The 24,544-nt window shown below is 64.3% G+C and carries 24 protein-coding genes; 21 read left to right on the plus strand and 3 right to left on the minus strand.

Annotated elements, in window-relative coordinates:
- Positions 1–11 precede the first annotated feature (11 nt).
- From XW59_RS22410 to XW59_RS22455, 10 genes are all read left to right on the plus strand, one after another.
- The gene (locus XW59_RS22410) at positions 12–821 is read left to right on the plus strand and encodes a BtpA/SgcQ family protein (protein WP_047147935.1); all 810 of its coding nucleotides are present in this window, start codon (positions 12–14) and stop codon (positions 819–821) included.
- A 17-nt stretch (positions 822–838) separates the two neighbouring features.
- A complete protein-coding gene (locus tag XW59_RS22415; protein ID WP_047147934.1) occupies positions 839–1,822 on the plus strand; it encodes an ABC transporter permease in 984 nt (327 codons plus the stop codon).
- A complete protein-coding gene (locus XW59_RS22420) occupies positions 1,819–2,919 on the plus strand; it encodes a M42 family metallopeptidase (protein ID WP_047147933.1) in 1,101 nt (366 codons plus the stop codon). Before XW59_RS22415 ends, XW59_RS22420 begins: the two co-directional genes overlap by 4 nt.
- On the plus strand, positions 2,919–4,424 hold the full coding sequence (locus XW59_RS22425) for an FGGY-family carbohydrate kinase (RefSeq protein ID WP_047147932.1): 1,506 nt from the start codon (positions 2,919–2,921) through the stop codon (positions 4,422–4,424). The genes XW59_RS22420 and XW59_RS22425 overlap by 1 nt, the downstream gene beginning before the upstream one ends.
- A 71-nt stretch (positions 4,425–4,495) precedes the next feature.
- On the plus strand, positions 4,496–5,488 hold the full coding sequence (locus tag XW59_RS22430; protein WP_047148052.1) for an autoinducer 2 ABC transporter substrate-binding protein: 993 nt from the start codon (positions 4,496–4,498) through the stop codon (positions 5,486–5,488).
- A gap of 67 nt (positions 5,489–5,555) precedes the next feature.
- Entirely contained in the window at positions 5,556–7,070 is a 1,515-nt protein-coding gene (locus XW59_RS22435) for a sugar ABC transporter ATP-binding protein (RefSeq protein WP_047147931.1), read from the plus strand.
- Positions 7,067–8,083 (plus strand): ABC transporter permease, encoded by a 1,017-nt coding sequence (locus XW59_RS22440; RefSeq protein ID WP_047147930.1) that lies wholly within the window; start codon positions 7,067–7,069, stop codon positions 8,081–8,083. The genes XW59_RS22435 and XW59_RS22440 overlap by 4 nt, the downstream gene beginning before the upstream one ends.
- Positions 8,084–8,104: 21 nt before the next feature.
- The gene (locus tag XW59_RS22445) at positions 8,105–9,100 is read left to right on the plus strand and encodes a dihydroxyacetone kinase subunit DhaK (protein ID WP_047147929.1); all 996 of its coding nucleotides are present in this window, start codon (positions 8,105–8,107) and stop codon (positions 9,098–9,100) included.
- An 11-nt stretch (positions 9,101–9,111) separates the two neighbouring features.
- Positions 9,112–9,705: a dihydroxyacetone kinase subunit L gene (locus XW59_RS22450; RefSeq protein ID WP_047147928.1), complete on the plus strand. Its 594-nt coding sequence runs from the start codon at positions 9,112–9,114 to the stop codon at positions 9,703–9,705.
- 116 nt (positions 9,706–9,821) lie between these two features.
- Entirely contained in the window at positions 9,822–10,739 is a 918-nt protein-coding gene (locus tag XW59_RS22455; RefSeq protein ID WP_047147927.1) for a sugar kinase, read from the plus strand.
- Between the two features lie 198 nt (positions 10,740–10,937).
- On the opposite strand, the gene XW59_RS22460 is transcribed toward XW59_RS22455, so the two are convergent.
- On the minus strand, positions 10,938–11,174 hold the full coding sequence (locus tag XW59_RS22460; protein WP_136068439.1) for a hypothetical protein: 237 nt from the start codon (positions 11,172–11,174) through the stop codon (positions 10,938–10,940).
- Positions 11,175–11,262: 88 nt separating this feature from the next.
- On the opposite strand from XW59_RS22460, the gene XW59_RS22465 reads away from it, so the two are divergent.
- From XW59_RS22465 to XW59_RS22505, 9 genes are all read left to right on the plus strand, one after another.
- Positions 11,263–11,979 carry an IclR family transcriptional regulator gene (locus XW59_RS22465; RefSeq protein ID WP_246666174.1) on the plus strand — a complete coding sequence of 239 codons (717 nt, stop codon included), beginning with the start codon at positions 11,263–11,265 and terminating at the stop codon, positions 11,977–11,979.
- A 1-nt stretch (position 11,980) separates the two neighbouring features.
- Complete coding sequence (locus XW59_RS22470) at positions 11,981–13,702, plus strand: hypothetical protein (RefSeq protein WP_047147925.1); 1,722 nt, start codon at positions 11,981–11,983, stop codon at positions 13,700–13,702.
- Positions 13,699–14,433 (plus strand): hypothetical protein, encoded by a 735-nt coding sequence (locus tag XW59_RS22475; RefSeq protein WP_047147924.1) that lies wholly within the window; start codon positions 13,699–13,701, stop codon positions 14,431–14,433. Before XW59_RS22470 ends, XW59_RS22475 begins: the two co-directional genes overlap by 4 nt.
- Entirely contained in the window at positions 14,430–15,401 is a 972-nt protein-coding gene (locus XW59_RS22480; protein ID WP_047147923.1) for a membrane dipeptidase, read from the plus strand. The genes XW59_RS22475 and XW59_RS22480 overlap by 4 nt, the downstream gene beginning before the upstream one ends.
- A 24-nt stretch (positions 15,402–15,425) precedes the next feature.
- The gene (locus tag XW59_RS22485) at positions 15,426–16,478 is read left to right on the plus strand and encodes an ABC transporter substrate-binding protein (RefSeq protein WP_052958408.1); all 1,053 of its coding nucleotides are present in this window, start codon (positions 15,426–15,428) and stop codon (positions 16,476–16,478) included.
- A gap of 82 nt (positions 16,479–16,560) precedes the next feature.
- Positions 16,561–17,409 carry an ABC transporter permease gene (locus XW59_RS22490; protein WP_047147921.1) on the plus strand — a complete coding sequence of 283 codons (849 nt, stop codon included), beginning with the start codon at positions 16,561–16,563 and terminating at the stop codon, positions 17,407–17,409.
- 2 nt (positions 17,410–17,411) lie between these two features.
- Complete coding sequence (locus XW59_RS22495; protein ID WP_047147920.1) at positions 17,412–18,203, plus strand: ABC transporter permease; 792 nt, start codon at positions 17,412–17,414, stop codon at positions 18,201–18,203.
- A 44-nt stretch (positions 18,204–18,247) separates the two neighbouring features.
- The gene (locus XW59_RS22500) at positions 18,248–19,312 is read left to right on the plus strand and encodes an ABC transporter ATP-binding protein (protein ID WP_047147919.1); all 1,065 of its coding nucleotides are present in this window, start codon (positions 18,248–18,250) and stop codon (positions 19,310–19,312) included.
- 40 nt (positions 19,313–19,352) lie between these two features.
- The gene (locus XW59_RS22505; protein WP_047147918.1) at positions 19,353–19,754 is read left to right on the plus strand and encodes a RidA family protein; all 402 of its coding nucleotides are present in this window, start codon (positions 19,353–19,355) and stop codon (positions 19,752–19,754) included.
- Between the two features lie 12 nt (positions 19,755–19,766).
- Here XW59_RS22505 and XW59_RS22510 read toward each other — a convergent pair whose 3' ends face one another.
- Together XW59_RS22510 and XW59_RS22515 are read right to left on the minus strand one after the other, a co-directional pair.
- Positions 19,767–20,720, minus strand: coding sequence for a DUF5996 family protein (locus XW59_RS22510; protein ID WP_047147917.1), 954 nt, complete (start codon positions 20,718–20,720; stop codon positions 19,767–19,769).
- A 47-nt stretch (positions 20,721–20,767) separates the two neighbouring features.
- Positions 20,768–21,133 carry a DUF488 domain-containing protein gene (locus tag XW59_RS22515; protein WP_047147916.1) on the minus strand — a complete coding sequence of 122 codons (366 nt, stop codon included), beginning with the start codon at positions 21,131–21,133 and terminating at the stop codon, positions 20,768–20,770.
- Between the two features lie 233 nt (positions 21,134–21,366).
- Between XW59_RS22515 and XW59_RS22520 the strand changes: the two genes are divergently transcribed.
- Both XW59_RS22520 and XW59_RS22525 read left to right on the plus strand, forming a co-directional pair.
- Complete coding sequence (locus XW59_RS22520) at positions 21,367–21,735, plus strand: hypothetical protein (protein ID WP_052958385.1); 369 nt, start codon at positions 21,367–21,369, stop codon at positions 21,733–21,735.
- Between the two features lie 314 nt (positions 21,736–22,049).
- Complete coding sequence (locus XW59_RS22525) at positions 22,050–24,539, plus strand: membrane-bound PQQ-dependent dehydrogenase, glucose/quinate/shikimate family (RefSeq protein WP_047147914.1); 2,490 nt, start codon at positions 22,050–22,052, stop codon at positions 24,537–24,539.
- Positions 24,540–24,544: the final 5 nt, after the last annotated feature.

Raw genomic sequence — 24,544 nt, forward strand, 5'->3', positions numbered from 1 at the left:
AAAGGCAGGAAATGACCAAGTTCGAGAAGTTGTTCGGCAAGAAGAAGCCGATCATCGCCATGGTGCACCTCAATCCGATGCCCGGCACACCGCTCTATGATGCCGAAGCCGGCGTCGAAGGCATGGTGGAGGCCGCGCGTCGCGACCTGCAATACCTGCAGGACGCGGACGTCGATGCGGTGATGTTCGGCAACGAGAACGACCGTCCGTACGAGCTCAACGTCGATATCGCCTCGACGGCCACGATGGCCTACATCATCGGCCGCCTGCGTCCCGAAATCCGCAAGCCGTTCGGCGTCAACGTGCTGTGGGACCCGATGAGCACGGTGGCGCTCGCAGCCGCGACCGGCGCCTCCTTCGTGCGCGAAATCTTCACCGGCACCTACGCTTCCGACATGGGGCCGTGGACCCCCGATGCCGGCAAGGCGCTGCGCTACCGCAACGCGCTGCACCGAGACGATCTGGTGATGCTCTACAACGTCTCGGCCGAGTTCGCCGATTCCATGGACAGGCGCAGCCTGCCCGACAGGGCACGTTCGGCCGTGTTCTCCTCGATTCCCGACGCGGTCCTGGTTTCGGGCGCGATCACCGGCGAGGCTGCCGAGATGTCGGATCTCGAGGCGGTCAAGGCGAAGCTCCCGGACACTCCGGTTCTCGCCAACACCGGCGTCCGCCATGCTACGGTCGCAGATATCCTCAAGATCGCCGATGGCTGCATCGTCGGCTCCTCGCTCAAGGTCGACGGTAATACCTGGAATTCGGTCGACCCCGAGCGGGCGAAGGAGTTCATGAGCATCGTCAAGAAAGCGCGCGGCGAATAATCGAGGCGAGGTACGCGATGGACGCACGACAGGATACGACAAAGGCCTATCTGCAAAGTCTTGCGGTTCTGACGATCGCCGTTTTCACGGCGATCGCCCTGGCAAGCCCGAGCTTCCTGTCTTTCAACAATCTGCGTTCCATGGGCTTCCAGTTTCCCGAATTCGGGTTGCTGGCGCTCGCGGTCCTGCCGACGATGATCACCGGCGGCATCGACCTGTCGGTGGTCTCGGTGGCGAACCTCGCCTCGATCATCGCCGCCGTCATCCTGCGCGCCGGGCCGGAGGTCGCCTGGCTGGCAGTGCCGGCGGCGCTCGCCGTCGGCCTCGCCTGCGGAGCCTTCAACGGCTTCCTCGTCGCCTATCTGCGGCTGCCGCCGATCCTCGCCACACTCGGCACGATGCAGCTCTTCGGCGGCATCGGCATCATCATCACCCAAGGGCCGGCGATCACCGGACTTCCTTCCTGGTACACCGCCTATGGTTCCTGGTCGATCGGGGGCTATGTTCCGCTGCCGCTGGCGATCTTCACGGTGGTGGCGCTGCTGCTCGCCTTCATCCTGCGCCGCACGGGGATGGGGATTCATGCCCGGCTTTACGGCTCCAACCAGGTCGCCGCGCGCTTTGCCGGCATAAGGGAAAAACGGCTCATCGTGCGCGTCTACGCGCTTGCCGGCCTGATCGCGGCGATTGCCGGGCTGGTGGTGCTAGCACGCGTCAATTCCGCCAATGCCGACTACGGCAGCTCCTACCTGCTGCTCGTCATCCTCATCAATATTCTCGGCGGGGTGAACCCGGCGGGCGGCTTCGGCACGGTCAGCGGCGTCGTCATGGCGGTCGTCTGCCTGCAGTTCATCTCGAGCGGGCTCAACATTCTCGCCTTCAGCGCTTTCACACGCGATCTCTTCTTCGGCGGGCTGCTCGTGCTCGTGATGTCGGTTCGCGCGCTGACGGGATCGTTCAGCTTCGGCACATTGTTTCGTAGAAAGGCTTCGACCCCATGAAGGGAAGACTTGGTACCATCCTGCAATCGCTCATGCTGACGCCGGGGCTTTCCGGCCATGAGGACAGGGTGCGCCGCCTCATCGCCCGCGATCTTTCCGACCTTCCCCTGAAGATGCGGACCGACACGCTGGGCAATCTGATCGCGACGCTGGAGGGTGATGCGGGAGCTCCGTCCGTCATGCTCTTCGCGCATACCGACCAGCTTGGCTTCGTCGTGCGCAAGGTCGAGCAGAACGGGCTCATTCGCATCGAGCGGCTGGGCGGCATTCCCGAGAAGGCGCTGCCCGCTCAGGCGGTGCTGTTCTGCGTCGGCGAGGGCAGGGACGTCCAAGGCGTCGTCGCCAACAAGAGCCATCACGCCACGCCGGCGGAGGAGAAGTACAAGGTCACGCCCTATGCGGAGCTCTTCATCGACGTGGGCGCCGAAAGCGCGGAGGACGTGCGGACGCTCGGCATCGAGATCGGCACCGCCGTCGTCTACGACCCGCGCTTCATCAAGCTCAACGACAACCGCATCATGGGCACCTCGGTGGACGACCGCGCCGGCTGCGCGGTGGTCATGGAAGTCGCCCGACAGATGGCGGGCGAGGGTCCGCGTCCGACGATCCATTTCGTCTTCGCGGTGCTGGAGGAGTTCAACCTGCGCGGAGCGATGGTGGCGGCGCAATCGATCAAGCCGGACATCGCCATTCAGCTCGACCTGGCGCTCAACTCCGACACGCCGGACATGGCCCATCGCGGCGAGGTCGCGCTTGGCGGCGGGCCAGCCATGAGCCTCTATTCGTTCCACGGCCGAGGCACGCTGAACGGCACCATTCCGCATCCGGCGCTGCCGAAGCTCTTTTCCGACACCGCGCGCGAGGAGAACATCCCGCTGCAGCGCACGGCGCATACCGGCGCGCTCACGGATTCCTCCTATGTCCAGCTCGTGGAGCAGGGCGTCGCCTGCATCGATCTGTGCTTTCCCTGCCGTTACACCCACACGGCTCTGGAAATGTGCGACCTGCGCGACCTTGAAAGCCTCACCCGCCTGCTCGTCGGCGCGCTCCGCCGCATCGATGCCAAGTTCAGCCTCGACAGGGATCTCTACACCTGATGAAAGCCTATCTCGGCATCGATATCGGCACGTTTGAATCGAAGGGCGTCCTCGCCGACGCAGACGGTCGGGTGATTGCGACCGCGCGCAGGGCGCACCGCATGCTGGTTCCGCAGCCGGGCTGGGCCGAACACGATGCCGAGAAAAACTGGTGGGGAGAATTCTGCGAGATCAGCAACGAGCTGATCGCGACTTCCAGGTACGACCCCTCCGCCATCAAAAGCGTGGCGGTGAGCGGCATCGGCCCCTGCATGCTGCCGGTGGATGGCAACGGTGCGCCGCTCATGAACGCCGTGCTTTACGGGGTCGACACGCGTGCCAGCGAGGAAATAGCGGAACTGACGGCCGAGGTCGGGCTCGACGAACTGCTGGCAAGTGGCGGCAATGCGCTGACGTCGCAGTCCGTCGGGCCGAAAATTCTGTGGCTGAAGAAGAACCGGCCGGAGATTTTCGCGCGCACGCGCTGCGTGCTCAACTCCTCTTCCTTTCTCATCCATCGGCTGACCGGCCGCTTCGTGATCGACCATTATTCGGCGGGCTCCTTCAACCCGCTCTATGACATCCGCGCCCAGGGCTGGAGCGATCGTTATGCCGAGCGCATCATCGCGCCGGACCGGCTGCCTGAGCTTTTGTGGACCACGGAGATCGCCGGCGCGGTAACGCCGGAAGCGGCGCGGCAGACCGGGCTCGCAGTCGGCACGCCGGTCACGGCCGGCACGATCGACGCCGCGGCGGAAGCCGTCAGCGTCGGCGTGAAGGACGCCGGCGAAATGATGATGATGTACGGCTCCACCATGTTCATCATCCTGGTGGCCGACCGCCGTATCGAGGATCCCCGCCTCTGGTACGCGCCCTGGTTGTTCGAGGGCCAGCACGCCTGCATGTCGGGCACGTCGACCAGCGGCACGCTGACACGCTGGTTCCAGGAGCAGTTCGCGCGCGAGCTCGATCCCGAAACGGCGCTGGCCACCTTGGCGGCGGAGGCCGAAAACTCGCCACCCGGCGCCAACGGGCTGGTCGTCCTTCCCTATTTCTCGGGCGAGCGCACGCCGATCCACGACCCGGCGGCCCGGGGCGTGGTCTTCGGCCTCGACCTCACCCACAGCCGATCCGACATTTACCGCGCGCTCCTCGAGGGCATCGCGCTCGGCGTCCGCTCGGTGATCGAGACCTACGAGGAAGCAGGCGCTCCCTTGAAACGGATCGCCGCGGTTGGCGGCGGCACCAAGAACAGGATCTGGTCGCAGGCGATTTCCGACACGACGGGGTGGAAGCAGGACGTCTGCGCGAACACGATCGGCGCGGCCTACGGCAACGCTTTCCTGGCCGCGCTCGCGATCGGCGACGCGGCGCGCGACGACATCATGCGGTGGAACGAGGTGGAGCGCGAGATAGCGCCAGACGCGGAAAGTGCCGCGGTCTATCGGCGCGGCTATCCGGTCTTCAAGGAGCTCTATTCCCGCACGCAGGATCTCATGAAGGGTCTTTCGACACGAGATGCATGAAAATGGTCCGGCTGGAAGCCATGGTGGCAAACGGGACCAGAAAACAGAGCATAAATAACAAGGAGGACGACATGAAATTCGATTTCAAGAAATTGGCGCTCGGCGTCGCGTTGGGCTTTACGCTTCTCGGCGGCGCCGCCGCGGTTGCCCAGGACGCCAAGCACGAGATCGTCACCGTGGTGAAGCTGTCCGGCATCGCCTGGTTCAACCGCATGGAGGCCGGCGTCGCGGAATATGCCGAGGAGACCGGCAACAACGCGACGCAGGTCGGTCCGGCCTCGGCCGATGCCGCGCTTCAGGTCCAGATGATCGAGGATCTGATCGCCCGCAATGTCAACGCGATCACGGTCGTTCCGAATTCTCCGGAAGCACTCGAGCCGGTTCTTGCCAAGGCGCTCGAGGCAGGCATCAAGGTCGTCGGACACGAGGCGTCGAGCCTCGAAAACGTGACCTACGACGTGGAGGCCTTCGACAATGCCGCCTATGGCGTGCATCTGATGGAAGCGCTCGCCCAGGACATGGGCGGCGAGGGCGAATACGCCGTGTTCGTCGGCCATCTGACGGCAAAGACGCACAATGAGTGGGTCGACGCGGCGATTGCCTATCAGAAGGAAAAATACCCGAAGATGACGCTCGTCGGGGGCAAGATCGAGAGCAACGAGCAGCAGCAGACCGCCTACCAGAAGACCAAGGAACTGCTGCGCACCTATCCGAACCTGAAGGGCATCCAGGGTTCGGCCGGTGAGGACGTCGTCGGCGCCGCGCTCGCCGTCGAGGAAGCCGGGCTCACCGGCAAGGTCACGATCGTCGGCACCAGCCTCGTCTCGGTGGCCGGTCCCTATCTCGAAACCGGCGAGATCAAGATGATCTCGTTCTGGGATCCCGCCAAGGCCGGCATCGCCATGAACAAGGTCGCCGCCATGGCGATCGAGGGCAAGGAAGTCACCGACGGCATGGATCTCGGCGTCGAGGGCTACAACTCCGTCAAGCTCGACGGCAAGGTGATCTACGGCCAGGCCTGGGTTGACGTGACCAAGGACAACATGGACGAGTACGACTTCTGAAGTCGCGCCAAGTCCGCCGCCGGGCTTCACCGCTCGGCGGCATTCCTTCGGTCAACGAGTGGTCACGATGGCGACATCACAAGACAATGAAGGGCGCGTTCTCGAAATGCGCTCCATCCGCAAGGCCTATGGGCCGGTGCGGGTTCTGGAGAATGTGGACCTGACGCTGGACAGGGGCGAGGTGCGTTGCCTCGCGGGCGAGAACGGCTCGGGCAAGTCGACGCTGATCAAGATCCTCTCGGGCGTGGTCACGGCCGATGCGGGCTCGGTGTCGTTCGCCGGGCGCACGCTGGGCGCCGATCCCGTCGCCGCCATCGATGCCGGCCTGTCGGTGATCTACCAGGACTTCTCCCTCTTCCCCAACCTGACGGTATGGGAGAACATCAGTTTTCTTTCCGCCGTGAACCGCGGCGACTTTGTTCATCGACGTTTGTCGCGGCGCGGCCGCGCCATCGAGACGCTGAAGCGCATGCAGGTGGAGATCGATCCGGACATGCCGGTCGAGCTGCTGCCGGTCGCCTCAAAGCAACTGGTCGCGATCGCCCGTGCGCTCGCCAATGATGCCCGCGTGATCGTGATGGATGAGCCGACCACCGCGCTGACGCGCAGCGAGGTCGCCCATCTCATGGAAATCGTCGGCGCGTTGAAGAAGGACGGCGTCGCCTTCCTGTTCGTCAGCCACAAGATCGAGGAGGTCTTCGCGGTCTGCGATTCCATCACCGTGCTGCGCGACGGTCGTGTCGTGGTCGAAGGCCCTATCGGCGAATTCGACAGCGCGCGCCTCGTCGAGGCGATGACCGGTCGCTCCATCGACAGCCAGCGTCTGCCCCGCGAGGACATGGCCGAGCAGACGCCGTTTCTTGTCGCGAGGGGGCTCGGCAGGCGCGGCGAATATGCCGACGTCGATCTCGAATTGCGGCCGGGGGAGATCGTCTCCGTGGTCGGCCTTTTGGGCTCCGGCCGCACCGAGCTTGCGCTCAGTCTGTTCGGCTATCTTGCGCCCGATGCCGGCGTGCTCGAAGTGGCCGGCCGGCCGGTTTCCTTCCGCGGCCAGAACGACGCGATGGATGCCGGCATCGCCTATGTGCCGGAGGACCGTCTGACGGAGGGGCTGTTTCTCAGTCAGCCGATCCGCGACAACATCGTGGTCTCAACGCTGGACAAGAATACGCGCGGCTTCGCGATCAACGCGAAAGGTCTTACGCAGCGCGCCGCCGCCGCGGTCAAGCGCCTGCGCATCAAGACGCCCGGCGTCATGCCGGCGGTTGCGACGCTGTCGGGCGGCAACCAGCAGCGCGTGGTGCTGGCGCGCTGGATGGAGCGCTCGCCGAAGCTGATGATCCTCAACGGGCCAACCGTCGGCGTCGACGTCGGCTCCAAGCGCGAAATCCACGAATTGCTCGTCTCGCTCAGTCGTTCCGGAACCGCCGTGATGGTGGTGACCGACGATATCAGCGAGGCGATCGCGCTTTCCGACCGAATCCTCGTGATGGTGCGCGGCCGCATCACCGGCAGTTTCGATGCGCGGAGCGTCGACGAGGAAACACTCTACGAGGAAGTGATCAAAGAGGACCGCGCATGAGTTCGGTTTCGCGCATATTGGCAACCCCGCAGGGCGTCGTCTTCCTGACCGCGCTACTGTTCGCGCTGGTGCTCAGCCTTCTCAATCCAGCGTTCTTCACGCCCGCAACGCTGATCGATCTCCTGCGCAATTCGCTGGTGACCGGCATCTTCGCGCTTGGCGTGATGATGGTGCTCGCGTCGGGCGGCATCGACGTCTCCTGCACCGCGATCGGCGCGTTCGCGATGTATGCGACGATGAAGATCATTCTCGGCATCGATTTCGACATGCCGATCATCGGCTATTTCCTGCTAAGCGCGGCGATAGGGGCGGGACTTGGCCTGCTCAACGGCATCCTGATCGGCGGTCTCGGCCTGCCCACGCTCATCGTGACGTTGGGCACGCTCAGCCTATATCGCGGCGCGCTGCTTACCTTTCTCGGCACGACATACATCACCGCCGTCCCGCGCAAGGTGATCACCTTCGCGAGAAGCGTGCTGGTGCGCATGGAGAACGCCGTCGGGCAGATGGTCTCCTTGCCCTATTCCTTCCTGGTGCTGCTTTTCGTCGCCATCGGCGTTGCGGTGCTGATGAACTTCACCATGTTCGGCCGCAAGATCTATGCGATCGGCGGCTCGGAGGAAGCGGCCGCCCGCATCGGCATCCGCATCAGACGCGTGAAGGTGCTTATCTACGTGATCGCCGGCGCAATCGCCGGCCTTGCCGGAATGACGCACCTGACGCTGTCGCGCATGGCCAATCCGTTCGACCTGGTCGGCATGGAGCTCAACGTAATCGCCGCCGTGGTGCTGGGGGGCGCCCGCATTACCGGCGGCCATGGCACGGTGGTCGGAACGCTGCTCGGCGTCTTCGTCATCACCATGATCAACACCACCCTGCTCATGGCGGGCGTTCCGTCCTACTGGCAGAAATTCGTGATAGGCTGCCTGATCGTCGTAGGCACGGGCCTGCCCATCCTCATCGACCGTTTTGCCCGCCACCGCGAGCGCATCTCGCGCCCGATCGGCGCCTGACATTCCGGAGGAAACGCATCCATGAAGAAGATACTCAACAATCCCGCCGACTACGTGGACGAGATGCTCGAGGGAATGGTCGTGGCCCATCCCGAAATCTATGCGCAGCCGGTGCGCAGGGTGATCGCGCGCGCCGGCGGCGCCACCGCGGGCAAGGTAGGCATCGTCACCGGGGGCGGTTCCGGCCACCTGCCGATCTTCACCGGCTATGTCGGAAAGGGGCTGCTGGACGCCTGCGCGATCGGTGACGTCTTCGCCAGTCCGTCGGCCGAGCAGATGGCCGAGGCGATCCGCCTTGCCGACGGCGGGGCTGGCGTGCTGCGCCTCTACGGCAATTACGGCGGCGACGTCATGAATTTCGACATGGCCGGCGAGATGGTCGAGATGGAGAACGACATCCGCACCACCACCGTGCTGCTCACCGACGACGTGGTCTCCGCCGCGAAGGAAGAGGCGGAGAAGCGCAGGGGTGTCGCCGGCATGGTCTATGCCTTCAAGATCGCCGGTGCCGCGGCCGAGGCAGGCTCGGACCTCGACGAGGTCACGCGCGTCGCGCAGAAGGCCGCCGATTCTTGCCGTTCGATCGGCATGGCGCTCACGCCCTGCACCATTCCGCAGGCCGGCAAGCCGACCTTCGAGATCGACGAGGGCGAGATGGAGATGGGCATGGGCATCCACGGCGAGCCGGGAATCTGGCGCGCCGCCATCAAGCCGGCCGACGAGATCGCGGACGAAATGATGACGCGCCTGCTCGACGACCAGCCACTGGCCAGGGGCGACAAGGTCTCGATCCTCGTCAATTCGCTGGGCGCGACGCCTGCCGAGGAGCTCTACATCCTCTTCCGCCATGCGAAGAAGCGGCTCGATGCGGCCGGCGTCGAGATCGTCATGCCGCTCGTGGGCCGCTACGCGACCTCGATGGAGATGACGGGCGCGACGATCACTCTCATCAAGCTCGACGACGAGCTCGAGGGGCTCTTGAAGGCGCCCGCCCATTGCGCCTTCTGGACCGTTTGAGGAGGGTGGCGATGATCGACAGCAAGGCGATCGCCACGGCGCTCGGACGCATCGCCCGGCACACGGCCGGTGCCACCGACGAACTGTGCTCCGCCGATGGCGCGCTGGGCGACGGGGATCTCGGCATTACCGTCTCCAAGGGTTTTGCCGAGGCCGCCGCCGCCGATCTGCCGGCCGATGTCGGGCTCGCGCTGCTCGAGATCGCCAAGGCATTCCAGCGTGTGTCCTCGTCCTCCTACGGAACGCTCGTCGCGACCGGCTTCATGGCGGCGGCCAAACAGTCGAAGGGGAGGGAAGCGATCGATCCGGCCGATATTCCCGCTCTCGTCACGGCCGCCCGCGATGCGATGATCCAGCGCGGCAAGGGCGCGCTCGGCGACAAGACGGTGCTCGACGGCATGGATGCGATCGCCCGGGCTCTGGAAGGTTTGGAGGCGGCAGGCATGATCGACGCGGCGATCAGGGCCGCCGGCGCGACCGTCGAAGAATACCGCGGCAAGCCCAACAAGCTCGGCCGCGCGCGCATGTTCGGCGAGAAGAGCATCGGCCTCGTCGATCCCGGCCAGCTCGCCCTTCTGCGTATCGTCGAAGGCTTGAAATCCTGAAGGTTCACGCGGCAAAGACCGGCGAACGGCGACGATCCCGCTTGAAACATCGCTCCGGATATCTGAAAGGATGTCCGGACGATTAGCTGCATCTCAGTCCCGGGGGAACGAAACATATGTCCGATCCGCAAATCCTGTGCATGGGTGAACCTTTGATCGAGTTCAACCAGGTCGACGCGGGCGGGCACTATCTCTTCGGTCATGGCGGCGACACCTCCAATTGCGCGATAGCCGCGGCGCGAGCGGGCGCTTCCGTTTCCTATTTCACCGCTCTCGGGCAGGACGAGTTCGGCGACAGCATCATGCGGCTTTGGGCGGAAAACGGCGTCGACGCGTCGCGCGTCATCCGCGATGCGCAGGCCCATACCGGCATCTATTTCGTGACCCATGGGCCGGACGGCCATGTCTTCTCCTATTTGCGGGCGGGATCGGCGGCAAGCCGGGTAGGCCCGCGCGATCTTCCCCGCGATCTCATTTCCAAGGCAAAGATCTTTCACGCTTCGGGCATCAGCATGGCGATCAGCGCCTCGGCCAGCGATGCCGTCCTGGAGGCGATTGCGGTCGCACGGGAGGCCGGCGTGCGGGTCTCCTTCGACACCAATCTGCGGCTGAAGCTGTGGCCGCTGGAGCGGGCGCGGGCGCTGACGGAGGCCGCGATGCGACTGACCGACATCGCCCTGCCGGGGCTGGAGGACGCGCATCAATTGACCGGGCTCGATGACCCCGATGCGATCGCCGATCATTATCTCGAGCTCGGTGCCAGGATCGTCGCGCTGACGCTCGGCAAGGAAGGCTGCCTCGTCGCGACACCCGAGGAACGGCGCCGCGTGCCAGGCATCAAAGTCGATGCGGTCGACGCAACGGGGGCGGGGGACACGTTCGACGGAAATTTTCTTGCCGAATATCTGCGCGTCGGCGATCCGTTCCAGGCGGCGCGTTTCGCCAATGTGGCCGCCGCGCTTTCGACATGCGGCTATGGCGCGGTGGCGCCGATGCCGTCCCGCGAGGATACGCTGAAGGTGCTGGGCGCCTAACGGCGCAGGTACGCGCCACCGCCTTGCCAAAAGCAATGGTTTCCATTTGGCTCTGGAGAGCCAAGCCGAGCGGGATCGAGCGCCGGCACCCTCTGCTTCCATGCCGCTGAGCGCTCATATTCTTGAGCAATTTTCGGTTGTGTCGTCGTTGACCTATACGACTGGGCGCGCAGGCCGCGTCGTCTTCCGAAGTCGTCGCTAATCCTGAATCGCGCCACGCCCTTGCGTTTTCAGCAGTTCGATATTCGTCTGCAACGCCCGGCCTCGAGCCTGGCTTTGGCGCCGGTTGAAATCCACGAGCATATGTTCGAGGTCAATATTTTGGCCAAAACATGCCTTGGTGGCCGGCATTTTTCCACGCTTCCGTAAAAAATTATTGCCAGCGATTCCAAGCAGATGGCGATTGATTGCCGGCGAACGGGCGACGTGCGTCAAACACCCCCCGTTGACAGGTGGCGCCGTGCGAAGAATTATATTCGAGATGCATACGTCATATTCTAATAGAATACAAGAGCAAAGCGGCGTGCGGCCGCTCTCCACCGTCATAAAGACGCTGGCGGTGCTCGACGTGCTTTCTTCGAGCCCGAGAGGCATGCGCCTCCCGGAGATCGCCTCGGCGATGAACCTTTCCCGTCCGACGGCCTACCAGCGGCTTCTCACATTGATCGAGGCCGGTTGGGTCGAGCAGGACGAAGACATGCGATATCGCCTGTCGATGCATGCCTGTCGGCTTGCCGCGTCGGCCCTGGAGCATGCCGACCTCGGAACGCGCACGCAGCCCGTTCTGGAAGAGCTCGTCAGGAAGGTGGGCGAGACGGCGTCTCTCGCCGTCCTCGATCGCGGCTTGCCGTGCATCGTCTCGCGCGTCGACACCGAAAGCCTCCTGCGCGCCGAGCAGAAGATCGGCACGACGCTATCGCTTGAAGGCTCAGCCTCGGGGCGCGTGCTCGCCGCCTTCGCCGACGAGGCGACGCTGGCGCGCCTCAAGGCGAGCGGGGAACCCTTCGCCTCCGAGGAGGTGCTCGCCGCGGTTCGCATCGACGGCTATGCGATATCGAGCGGCTATACCCGCAGCGGCGTCATCGCCATCGCCGCCCCGATTTTCGACATTCGCCACAGATGCCTGGCCACGCTTTCGCTGGTCATGCCGGAGACGCGCTTCAAGCTCGAAGCTTTCAAGGAGCCGCTGCTTGAAGCAGCCGCCGTCATCACAAGCATACAGCAGGGAAAGCATCGGTGAGATGACCATCACGCCGCAACACAAGGACGAGGCCGCCAACAGGCCCCGGCCCCGGCCGGGATCGAAGGTAATGAGGCCGGAAAGCCTCGCCGCGATTCAACCGTCGCGCTTCAGCGGCGCCCGCGCGTTCATGAACAGGATGCTGCGTGAGCGCTGGGATATATCGATCGAGCGTTTCGACGTCGACGAGAACGCTTCCGGCACGATCGTCTATTCGATCAAGAGCCCCGGTCGCGAATTCAGCTTCATCTGCTTTTCCCGACCCCCGAGCCGCACGGCGCGCACGGGCCGCATCATCGGCCAGGCCTGGGACATGATGGGCACGCTCAACGAAGGCCCCGCCACCGAAGCCGACATCCAATCGGCGCGCGAGGAACTGCCCAAGCTCTATACCGGGCGCGCAACGCCCAACGCGCTGATCTGGTGCCGCTCGAATCGCTCCATGCGGGTGTTCGACCAGACCCTGGAAGCTCTTGCCGAAGGCCGGCAGCCATCCGTCGATGATCTCGCCAAGGTCTGCTACCTGATGCGCAATACCGGCCTCGACGGCAACGGCACCTTCGGCACGCGTTCCTTCCCGTCGCTCGGCAAGGACCACCCGCTCGGCGGCGTGCTGCAGGCGCAGCTTCTCACAGCCTATATGATGCGCGAATATTCCTGCGATCTCGTGGAGCATCTCGCCCGTCTCAAATCCGAAAAGGCGGTTTCGCTCGATCCAGGCATCCGTCGCTATCTCGGCGTCGGCAACGGTTCCGCGCTGGGCCTGATCTTCTTCGTTCATCGCCATCCGCGTCTCGTCGATGCCTGGATCGGCGCGCGTGAAGCGTCGATCGCGAAGGCGCGGGCTCTCGAGCTCGGCGCCGGCGATCCGCGCATCGGGCGCCTTCTCGAACTGGTGCGCCGCGCGGTCACTTTCCGCGGGCAGGACCGCATGGTCTACGAAGCCTTCACCTCCAGCAGGGAGGTGGCGTCAGACCTGGAGAAGGCCGCGGATGCGCTGGTCGAGCTTCGCGACAACGGGCTCGTCGATGGTAAGAAGCATCAATTCCCCCTGGACGCTCTGGTCGATCGTTTCGAACGATCCGCCAAGCCGGAATCGCTGGAAACGCTGCTTTCGCTGCTGATCGAACTGGTTCCGGAAGAGGCCGACAGGCTCTTCATCGATATTCATGGACCCGATGAGTTCACGATCACCCCGGCGGAGACGCTTGCGAGCCTGGGGCACCTCATCGAGGACGAATATTGCTGGGCGCTCGACACCGACATGTCGGGACCGGACGCCTACAAATATGTCTGGTACAAGTCCGAGACGGCCGAGGAGCCGCGCCGCGGAGCGCGCGAGGAAGTGCCCGACGCGCACGATCTCGGGCTCGACATTTGCGGCGGCGTGAAATCGCTGATGGCGGATATCGAGGCGGAAAGCCCGTCGATGACGGTTGCGCGCTTCCTGTTGAAGCATCCCGAGCATCGCCATCTGGTCGCGCGCATCCAGAGCCTTCGCGGCCGCGAATACCACACGCCGCGCGCCAATATCAACGCCGAGGCCTTCGTTCCGATCGACCTCGTGCGCCTGATGAATTGCGGCATCCATGGTGTCGACAAGACCCGCGACTTCCTGAACCGCAACCTGCGCGGCGTGCTTTACCACGGAGCCCCGACGCGGGACGAGATCCGGTCGGGTTGCGCCGAGACCTGGTTCTATCCGGCGGAGCCCCTCCAATGAGCACAGCCCAGACCGGCCCGACCTTGCGCGTGATGCCGCGCGAGATGAGGCTCATGTCCGAACGCATCTTCTCCATGACCGGCCTTCCCAAGGGCTTCTTCATGGCCGTGCAGGACGTGGTCATGTATTCGCAGAAGCTCGACCTCGGTGGTTTCGCGATGCTGGAGGAGCGTTTTCCTACATTGCGCGACGCCCGGCCGGACCGGATCTCGATCGCTTCCGAGGACGGCGCAAAGCTGTGTCTCGACGGCGGCGGGCAGCATGCCTGGTCCGTGCTTCCGGCCCTGATCGATCTTCTAGGCGAGCTGGTCGCGAGGTTCGGTGAGGCAGAAATCTCCGTCGTCAATGCACTCGATCCCGAGGAATTGAGGATCGCCGAGGCGCTCGGCGGCCGCACCGGCCTTGCCGTGAACGTCATCGCCGGCACGCCGGTCGTTCTCACCGCCGAGGCTCGTCCGGTGACGGGCGACGTCGGCAGGGACGATCCGCTTCTCTGGGACGTCCTTACGAACGGCGTCCAGATCGATGCCGAGCTGTGGTGGCGCATCTACCATCTCGCCAAGAAGGCGCTTACGCCCGACAGCGTCGTATCGCGCCGCCATGCCGGTCCGATGATCGTCAATCAGGACGGCACCGTCATCGGCCGCAAGGACAATGACGACGAAACCGACATCAGCTTCCTGATGTCGCCGCGCTCCACCGAAACGGAAGCTGAAAGCACCAAGCAATGATCATAGACGGATTACAGTGCGGCCACTTCGACCGGGAAGCCTTTCAATCGCTGCAGACGGCGAAGGTCGGCGGCGTGGTGGTGACCTGCGGGTTCTGGGAAGGCGCGGTGGAATCGCTGGATTCGCTGGGGAAATGGCGCGACCTGGTGCGTGAAAACGCCGATGTCGCGGAGATCGCCACCACGGCCGAAGCCGTGCGGCGCATCGGCGAGGAAGGCAAGGTCGCCGTCATCCTCGGCTACCAGAACGCCAACCTGTTCGAGGGGCGTATCCGCTTCGTCGAGCTCTTCGCCGAACTCGGCGTGCGTGTCGTCCAACTCACCTACAACAACCAGAACGAATTGGCGGGAAGCTGCTACGAGGCCGAGGATTCCGGGCTCGCCCGTTTCGGCAAGGAAGTGGTGCGCGAGATGAACGCCGCCGGCATCCTCGTCGATTGCAGCCATGTCGGCGATCGTTCGACGCTCGATGCGATCGAAGCCTCCTCCAAGCCGATCGCGGTGACGCATGCGAACGCGCGCTCGGTCTTCGATCACAAGCGCAACAAGTCGGATGCCGTTCTGAAGGCGCTGGGAGAGACCGGCGGCGTGATCGGCTGCGCCGCCTATCGCAACATCACCGGGGACGAATACTGCAAGTCGATCGAGGCCTGGTGCACCATGGTGGCCCGCACGGTGGAAATCGCCGGCATCGATTCCGTGGCAATCGGCACCGACCGCAGCCACAATTTTACAGCCCCCGATTACGCGTGGATGCGCCAGGGCCGCTGGACACGCGGCGTCGACTACGGCGCCAGTGCCGCCGGCCGTCCGCTCAAGGCGCCGCCGCCGGACTGGTTCCACAAAGTGGAAGACATGGGCGTCATTCCCGGAGGCCTGCGCGCGGTGGGTTTCTCCGAGGAGGAAGTCGCCAGGATCACGCATGGGAACTGGCTTCGTCTCTACGAGGCCACCTTCAGGAAATCCTGAAGTTTCAAGAGGAGAGGAATGGAAATGACCAATATCAGAAACAGGACGCCGGGCTTCCTGGTCTCCGATCGCCGCACTTTCCTGAAGGGCGCTGGCGCCGCCATGGCCGGCACGCTGGCTATGCCGTACATCGCCAGGGCGCAGGACAACACGCTTTACATCAATACTTGGGGCGGACCGTGGGAAGAGGCGGCTCGCGCCCATCTCTTCGACCCGTTCACGGCCGCAACCGACATTCAGGTTCGCACCGTTTCGCCCGTCTCCTTCGCCAAGCTGGCGCAGCAGACGCGAACCGGCGTCTATGAGTTCGACATCACGACGCTCGGCGGCGCGGAGCTCGTCCGCGCCAACCAGGCCGGCATCATCGAGACGCTCGCGGAGCCCTATCCGGGCGGCCTGTTCCAGAACGGCGTCGCCTCGCACGCCTTCGCCACCGTGATCTCCTGGCGCACCGACAAGTTCCCGGAAGGTCCCAAGAACTGGGCCGATTTCTGGGACGTCGAGCGCTTCCCCGGCGCGCGCTCGCTGCAGCGCTATGCCGCCCGCGTTCTGCCGATCGCACTTCTGGCCGACGGTGTCGAGGTCAAGGATCTCTATCCGCTCGACGTCGAGCGTGCCTTCGCCTCGCTGGATCGCATCAAGGAACATATCCGCGTGTGGTGGACGGCGGGCTCGCAGTCGACGCAGATCCTGCGCGACGGCGAGGTCGATCTCATCGGCATCTGGCATGGCCGCCATTACGAGGCCGAGGCCGCCGGCGCGCCGGTTGCCATGACCTGGAACCAGGGCGAGATCGATCGCGCCTACTGGGTGGTCGCCAAGGGCACGCCGAATGCCGACAACGCCAAGGCCTTCATCCAGTTCGCGACCGGCGGCAAGCCGCTGGCCGGCTTCGCCACCCAGGCAGACTACGGCCCGCTCAACCCGGCCGCCAACGAGTTCATTTCGGAAGAGGACGCCAGGCGCATGCCGACCTCGCCGGAGAACTACAAGCAGACCTTCGAGCAGGACATGGTGAATTTCGGCGGCGACCCCGCTCAGATCGCCGAGCGCTTCGAGGAGTGGGTGGCAAGCTGAGCCGCGAAAACGACCTGCCGCGCGTGTCGGGCGCAAGCCGGCGCGCGGCTGATTTTCATAGTCGAAAGCGAGAGGAACGGCGATGGGAGTGAACATCGCGAAACTGACCCAGAGGACCGATCTGTGGCCATGGCTGCTGCTGACGCCGCTTGCGGTCTACATGGCGATATTCTTCGTCGTTCCGCTTGCCGACGTGGCGATCATGAGCTTCACGGAGCCGAGCCCCACCCTGTCGAACTACGAGCGGGTGCTGACCGGTGGGCTTTATCTGCGCACGTTCCTCAACACCTTCGTGACGGCGATCACAGTCACGCTTTGCTGCCTGTTCGTCGGCTATCCGCTCGCTTATCTGATGGCGAGCAGCAAGCCGCGCACGGCGATGCTGATCCTGCTCCTCGTCACCATGAGCTTCTGGACCAGCTTCCTCGTGCGCACCTATGCGTGGATGGTGCTACTGGGCAATAACGGGCCGGTGGTCTGGCTGCTCCAGACGATTGGCATGGAGCGGCCGCCGCAACTGCTCTTCACCCGCTTCTCCTCCACGCTCGCCATGGTGCATATCCTCGCACCCTACATGATCATGAACATCTACTCGGTCATGCGGAAGATCGATCCGACGTTGATCCGTTCCGCGGAAAGCCTCGGCGCGCGCGGTTTTTCGCTGTTTCGCCATGTCTACCTGCCGCTCACCGCGCCGGGCATCGCCAACGGTTCAGTGCTCGTCTTCGTCATCTGCCTCGGCTTCTACGTGACGCCGGTCCTTCTCGGCAGCCCGCGCGAGCAGATGATAGCCGGACTGATCGGCAATCAGATCGACGAGTTCCTCGCCTTCGGCATGGGGTCGGCGATGGCGATGGTGCTGCTCGTCGTGACGCTGGCGATCCTCGCGATCTACCACCGCCGTTTCGGCCTCGACAAACTCTGGGGTTGACCATGAACCGCTTCCTGCGCTGGCTCGGCATCGCGGTCCTCGTCTTCATCGCCGCGCCGCTCGTCATCGTCATCCCGATGTCCTTCTCGGAGGCGCGCTCGCTGCAGTTCCCGCCTCCGGGATACTGGCTCGGCTACTACACGGCCTATTTCACCGATCCCAACTGGCTGCGCCCGACCTGGAACAGCATCCTCATCGCCAGCGCGACGACCGTGCTGACCATGGCGCTGGTGGTGCCGGCAACCTTCGCGCTGGTGCGCCATCGCTTCCGCGGCAAGGGCATCGCCGACTTGATGATGCTGATGCCGCTCGCCGTCCCGCATATCGTCATGGCCGTCGGCTACTATTCCTATTTTGGCAGTTTCGGCATCGTGCATACCCATCTGGGCGTGATCCTGGCGCATAGCTGCCTGTCGGTGCCGATCGCCTTCCTCGTCCTTTCCGCCAACCTCAAGGGGTTCGACAGGACGCTCGAGCGCGCCGCGCTCAGCCTCGGCGCGAGCCCGACCAAGACGTTCATCCACGTCACGCTTCCGATATTGCGCCCAGGCCTGATCATCAGCGCGCTGTTCGCCTTCGTTCAGTCCTTCGACGAGACGGTGGTTGCGATCTTCATTTCCGGACGCGGTGCCGAAACGCTGCCGCGCAAGATGTTCGACAGCATCCGCCAGGAGGCGGATCCGGTGATCGCGGTCATCTCAACTCTTCTGTTTCTCGCGGTGATCCTCGGCGTGACGGCGCCGCTGCTGATCTCGCGCATCCGCAGCAGGCGCACGCGCATCGCCGCGACCTGAACCCGAAAATTCGGGCATGCCTCGCATGCCGCCCAGGAGTCGTTATGAGCAGCTATCTTCAGCTATCCGGCATTTCCAAGGTCTACGGACAGTTCACCGCGCTCGAAGGGGTGGACCTGGACATCGGCAAGGGCGAATTCGTCACTTTCCTCGGGCCGAGCGGCTCGGGAAAGACCACGACGCTGATGATCATTGCCGGTTTCGAGAGCGCCACGTCGGGCACGGTCGAGGTCGCCGGCAAGTCGCTCTTCGGCCTTGCGCCGCATGAGCGCAACATCGGCATCGTCTTTCAGAACTACGGCCTGTTCCCGCACAAGACCGCGGCGCAGAACGTCTATTTCCCGCTCCAGATGCGTGGAATGAAGAAGACGGCAGGCCTGCGCAAGGCCGAGGAGATGCTGGATCTCGTCGGCCTCGAAGGTTTCGGCCATCGCTATCCGAAGGAACTCTCCGGCGGTCAGCAGCAGCGCGTGGCGCTCGCCCGTGCCCTTGTCTTCGAGCCGTCGCTGCTGCTCCTCGACGAGCCGCTCGGTGCGCTCGACAAGAACCTGCGCGAGCAGATGCAGATCGAGATCAAGCGCATCCAGCGCGCGCTGGGCGTGACGACGATCTTCGTCACGCACGACCAATCCGAGGCGATGTCGATGTCCGATCGCATCGTGGTCTTCGAGAAGGGCCGGGTGCAGCAGGTCGCGACGCCACTGGAGATCTACCACGAGCCGGAGACCAAGTTCGTCGCCGGGTTCATCGGCGAGAGCAACCTCATCGAGGCCAAGGTCACCGATGCCGAGAAGGGCGAGGCGTCCAACGCCGCCCTCGGCGCCATCGAATATGCCCCCACGGGCAAGACTTCGACCGGCAAGGACGTGACGCTGATGATCCGGCCGGAACACATCCGCCTTTCCCGCAAGCCCGTCGACGGCCGCAAGAATGTGACGATGAAGGTCGAGACGATCGTCAACTACGGCGACAACGCGCTGGTGATCGGCAAGGTTGGCGATCTCCCCATGCGCGTGCGCGTCCTTGGCGCGGACGTCGTCATCATCCAAGAAGATGAGGAGTGCTTCATCAGCTGGACGCGCGAAAACGTCTATCTGATTGCAAAATAAGCGTTTCCCATCCATTCAAAAATCAAACAGGACGGCTCACATGGACCAGATCGACAGCGAAGGCGGCATCGCCGCGCTCATCAGCCGCTTCGGCGTCGGGAAACGCGCAAGCATCGCGGTGACGCACAACGGCACCGGCTATTTCGCGGTCACTCCGCAGGCGCCTTACGACGCGGACCTCAGCACGCACGAGCAGACGGTGCAGTTGCTGGCAAAGGCGGAGGCGCGGCTGCGCGAGATCGGCAGCGGCAAGGACAAGCTGCTCTTCGTGGCGATCATCCTGGCCGACATGGCCGACTATGCGGCGATGAACGAGGTCTGGGACGGATGGGTCGCCGATATCGAGCCGCCCGCCCGTGCCTGCTTCAACGCGCAGCTCGCGAGCCCGGCGCTGAAGGTCGAGATGATCATGGTCTGTGCGGCGCCGGAAGGGCAGGGGTAGCCCGATCCCCTGCTAGCGCGTCTGCAAGCCTTTCACGAAGCGAGGCCGGCGCGGCTCCCCTGGGGCGCATTCAAGATTGCCACGGTCCCAGCCGCCGAGGTCGGCCGCGGCGCGGTAGGTGCTTTCCAGGAAGCTCAGGAGCATCGCATCGGGGTCGCTCGACTGCCGCACGGCGTCGTAGCGCAACAGGAACTCTCCCAAGGTCCGGTCGAAATAGGCCTCGTTCGGGGCGACGGCCGCATTCGAGAATTCTTCCGGCGTCGGATAGGCGTAGGAATAGAAGGCCGGAAAATCGATGCCGCCGCCACCTGGCCAGAAGCCGGCGGACGAGACCTCATGGCTGTAGGCCTCGCAAGTCACCTCGTCGGGAAGGGCCGGAACGCCACCGGGATGAAGCGGCGTGCCTTTTCCTGAAAAGCGGGTGACGGCGAGATCGAAGCTGCCCCAGAAGAAATGGACCGGGCTTACCTTGCCGAGAAAGCCCGTGCGGAACTGCTTGAACACCCGGTCGACCTGCACGCAGGCGCGGAAGAATCGCGAGACCGCCTCGGCGTCGTAGGGGCGCTCGGCCTGATCCTGCGCGAAGGGAACGGGATCCGCCACCTCGTTCGGACCGCCGTGAAACTCGGCTGTAGCACCGATCTCCGCCAGAAGCTCCAGGAAACGTCGGTGAAACTCGGCGACGGAACCCGCCGCGATCGGGAACCGCGCGGTTTTTCCGTCGGTGGCCATGCCGATCACCTCGTGATCGATCAGGTCGAGCACGATCTCGACGCCGCCAGGATCATCGGGAACGAGCGAGGTCGTCAGCCCGCGCCCGTTGACGTAGAGGGTCGCGTGCCAGGAATGGTTGATCCACGGCGTTCTGGCGAGCCGGTACTTGCCGACGATCTGGCAATAAAGATGCAGGGCGGAACAAGTTTCCCGCCAGGCGGGATAGGGGATTTCCGGCCAGGTCGCCTTCATGAAAATGCTCCGATCGAAAAATCTGCCTCGTGCGGCCGCCGCTCTCTTCAGCCTTGCAGCACCTCGCGTAGAACGACGGCATCGTTGTGTTCCTCGTCATGGGCGGCGTAAACCAATGTCACCGTGCCTTGCCGCGCCATCGTTCGCAGCCTGTCCAGATCTTCCACGTGCTCCCTGAGCTCCGACTTGTAACGCCGGCGAAATTCCGCCCAGCGGGCGGGATCATGGCCGAACCATTTCCGCAACTCGGTGCTCGGCGCGATCTCCTTCATCCACTCGTCGATCGCTGCATCGGCCTTGCTCACCCCGCGCGGCCAGAGCCTGTCCACCAATATCCGCTTGCCGTCGTCGTCGGCCGGCGCTTCGTAGGCGCGCTTGATCCTCAATCTTCCTTCCGCGATTTCCCGGCTCATAACGAACCTTCCTGTCCGTGTCCTCGGCGGCCTTTCCGCCGGCATACTGAACCAAACCAGGCTCGCTCGCCAGTCGGACCGGGCTCGCGGGTTGGCCGTGTGTGGAGCGCATGCGGCGAATAAGCGGGAGATTTACCCTAAACGCAGGTTTTGTATGGCGTTTCTGTCCCGTTCGATCTAGATTCTCGTCCGTGAGACCGAACCCAGGTTACATTCAAGAACAGGGGTTGAAGATGAAACGTTCTCATTGCATGACCTCGGCCTTGCTGGCCCTCTCGCTTTGCGCCTCCCCCTCCATCGCCGATCCCTTGAAGAATATGGGCGAGGTGGGCGATGCGATCCGCACATGCTGGAAGGCGCCCGCCGATCCCAAGGGTGCGTCGGTGACGCTGAGCTTCAGCTTGCGGCGCGACGGCTCGCTGATCGGGCAGCCGCGCCCGACCAGCATAGACGTGCCGGGAAACGACGAGGAGAAGCGCAAGTTCGTCGATGCCGCGGTTGCGGCGCTTCGCGATTGCACGCCGCTGGAATTCGCGCCCGATTTCGCCGAAGGCGTCGGCGGCCAAGTGTTCACGATGCAGTTCGCAGCGCCAAACGGCTGACGGGGATAGGCGGCTTCTAGAGGGCTGCGAGGCGACTCGCGGCGCCCTCGGCGCATGCGCGATTTCGTTGAAGAACGATGGTGAAGCGCGCGAAAGAGCGGTGAAAGGCCGCCGGCATGCGACAACCTGTGCTTGATTTCGCTGCTTAGGCTCCTATAGATGGCAGGAGTTGCAGAATATTCCATTCTGTTTTCGGCATAGCCCCCATGCCCTTGTATTCGATGTGTTTTACCTCCCCGGGGCAGTTGCGCCCAAGTGTAGTTTCCAGCGCCATCTTCCCGATAAGACTGCATATTTGAAAAGGAGCCATGTCCATGGCTGAAAATTCGAGAAAGGCGGCCCTCGCTTCCTGGCCGCTTCTGGCTTTGGCCGTCTTGATGATCGTCGGCGGTGCCGCGTTGCTGTTCGGCGGCGCCTACCTGATCACCCTCGGCGGGTCCTGGTACTTCGCTCTTGCCGGGGCGGGTCTTCTGCTCTCCGCATTCCTGATCGCCACCTCCCGGGCGGCGGGCTTGTGGGTCTTCGCTGTCGTCTTCATCGGAACGATCCTGTGGGCTGTCTGGGAAGTCGGCTTCTCCTTCTGGCCGCTCGTGTCGCGCCTTTTCGCGCCGGGCGTGCTTGCCGTTCTCGTCCTGCTTGCCGCGCCCTCGCTCCATCGCGGGACATGGCGACTTTCGCGGGCGCCCGCCTATGGGCTGGCATTGCTTGTCGTGGTTGGCCTCGGCGCGACCGTCTACCGCGCCTTCAATCCCGGGCCGCTGATCGCGGCGACGGGCGAGCCCGCGCAGGTGGCCACTGCCGATCTGCCGGCGCAGCCCGAAAATTGGGAATTCTACGGCCGCAAGCCGAGCGGCACGCGTTATGCGCCGCAGGACCAAATCACTCCGGAGAATGTGGGACAACTCGAGGTCGCCTGGACCTTCCGCACAGGCGATGCGCCGATCAACGCTACCGGCAGCGGCGCCGAGGACCAGAACACGCCGATACAGATCGGCGACACCGTTTATGTCTGCACCGTCAGCAATATCGTCTATGCGCTCGACGCCGACACCGGTGAAGAGCGCTGGAAGTTCGATCCCCAGGCGTCCTCGCCGCTGTGGCAGCGGTGCCGCGGCGTCGGCTACTACGAATCGACGGCCACGACCGCGCCCGCCGCGCCGGATACGCAAACGGCCCCCGATGCCGTTCCGGCGCCGGATGAAGAACAGGATGCGGAAGCTCCGGCTCCGCAGGCTCCTGTCGCACCCGTCACGCCGCAGGTGGCCCAGGCGCCTTCGATCTGCGCCACCCGCATCGTGCTCAGCACGATCGACGCGCGCCTCATCCAGCTCGACGCGAAAACCGGGGAACTCTGCCCGCAATTCGGCGACAACGGCACCGTCGATCTCAAGCTCGGCATGGGCGAGGTGCGGCCGGGCTTCTATTTCCAGACCTCTTCTCCGACGGTCGCCAACGGCATCATCATCATCGGCGGCTGGGTCGTGGACAACGTCTCCGTAGGGCTGCCGTCCGGCGTGGTGCGCGGCTTCGACGCCGAAACCGGCGAACTGCTCTGGGCCTGGGATCTCGGCAATCCCAATATCACGCGCCTGCCGCCGGAGGGCGAGAGCTACACGCGCGGCACGCCGAACGTCTGGTCGACGCCTGCTTTCGACGCCGAACTCGGCCTCGTCTACCTGCCGACCGGCAATGCGACACCGGACTTCTTCGGCGGACATCGTACCGAGGCGGCCGAGGAGTATACGGCGTCGATCGTGGCGCTCGACATCCGCACCGGCCGCGAGCGCTGGAAGTTCCAAACCGTCCATCACGACCTTTGGGACTACGACGTTCCGGCCCAGCCGGCGCTTTACGACGTGCCCGACGGCAATGGCGGCACGACCCCGGCGCTGATCCAGATCACGAAGCGGGGCCAAACCTTCGTGCTCGACCGCCGCACCGGCGAGCCGATCACCGAGGTCGAGGAACGGCCGGTGCCGCAAGGCGCGGTCGAGGGCGACTGGACCGCGCCGACCCAGCCATATTCGGTCGGCATGCCGGCGATCGGCGTCGACAGGCTGACGGAAGCATCCATGTGGGGCGCCACGCCGTTCGACCAGCTCTATTGCCGCATCGAGTTCCGCAAGATGCGCTACGAGGGCGAATTCACCCCGCCCGGACTGACGCCAAGTCTGCAATGGCCCGGCTTCTACGGCGGCATGAACTGGGGCAGCGCCTCCGTCCACGAGCCGAGCGGCTACCTGATCGTCAACGATACCCGCTCGCCTCACCGCGTCCAGCTCGTGCCGCGCGAGGACGCGGACCGGGAGGATGCCCGCTCCTCGCATGAAGGACTGTCGGCACAGCTCGGTACGCCGTATGGCGCGGCGAAGGTGACCTTCATGTCGCCGCTCGGCATTCCTTGCCAGAACCCGCCCTACGGCTCGCTGACCGCGATCGACATGGCGACGAAGCAGATTGCGTGGCAGGTGCCGCTGGGTACGGTCGAGGACACCGGCCCGCTCGGCATCAAGATGCACATGGCGATCCCGGTAGGCATGCCCACGGTGGGCGGTCCGATCTCCACCGCGTCGGGATTGGTCTTCTACGCCGGCACGCTCGACTACAACATCAGGGGCTTCGACCTCGCCACCGGCGCAGAGCTGTGGAAGCATCGGCTTCCGGTCGGCGCGCAGGCGACGCCGATCACCTACACCTCGCCGAAATCCGGCAAGCAGTACGTCGTCGTCTCGGCCGGTGGCGCCCGACAGTCGCCGGACCGCGGCGACTATATTATCGCCTTCAAATTGCCCGATGGCGAATGAGCTGG

The organism is Aquamicrobium sp. LC103, from assembly GCF_001014615.2.
Classification (GTDB): domain Bacteria; phylum Pseudomonadota; class Alphaproteobacteria; order Rhizobiales; family Rhizobiaceae; genus LBCQ02.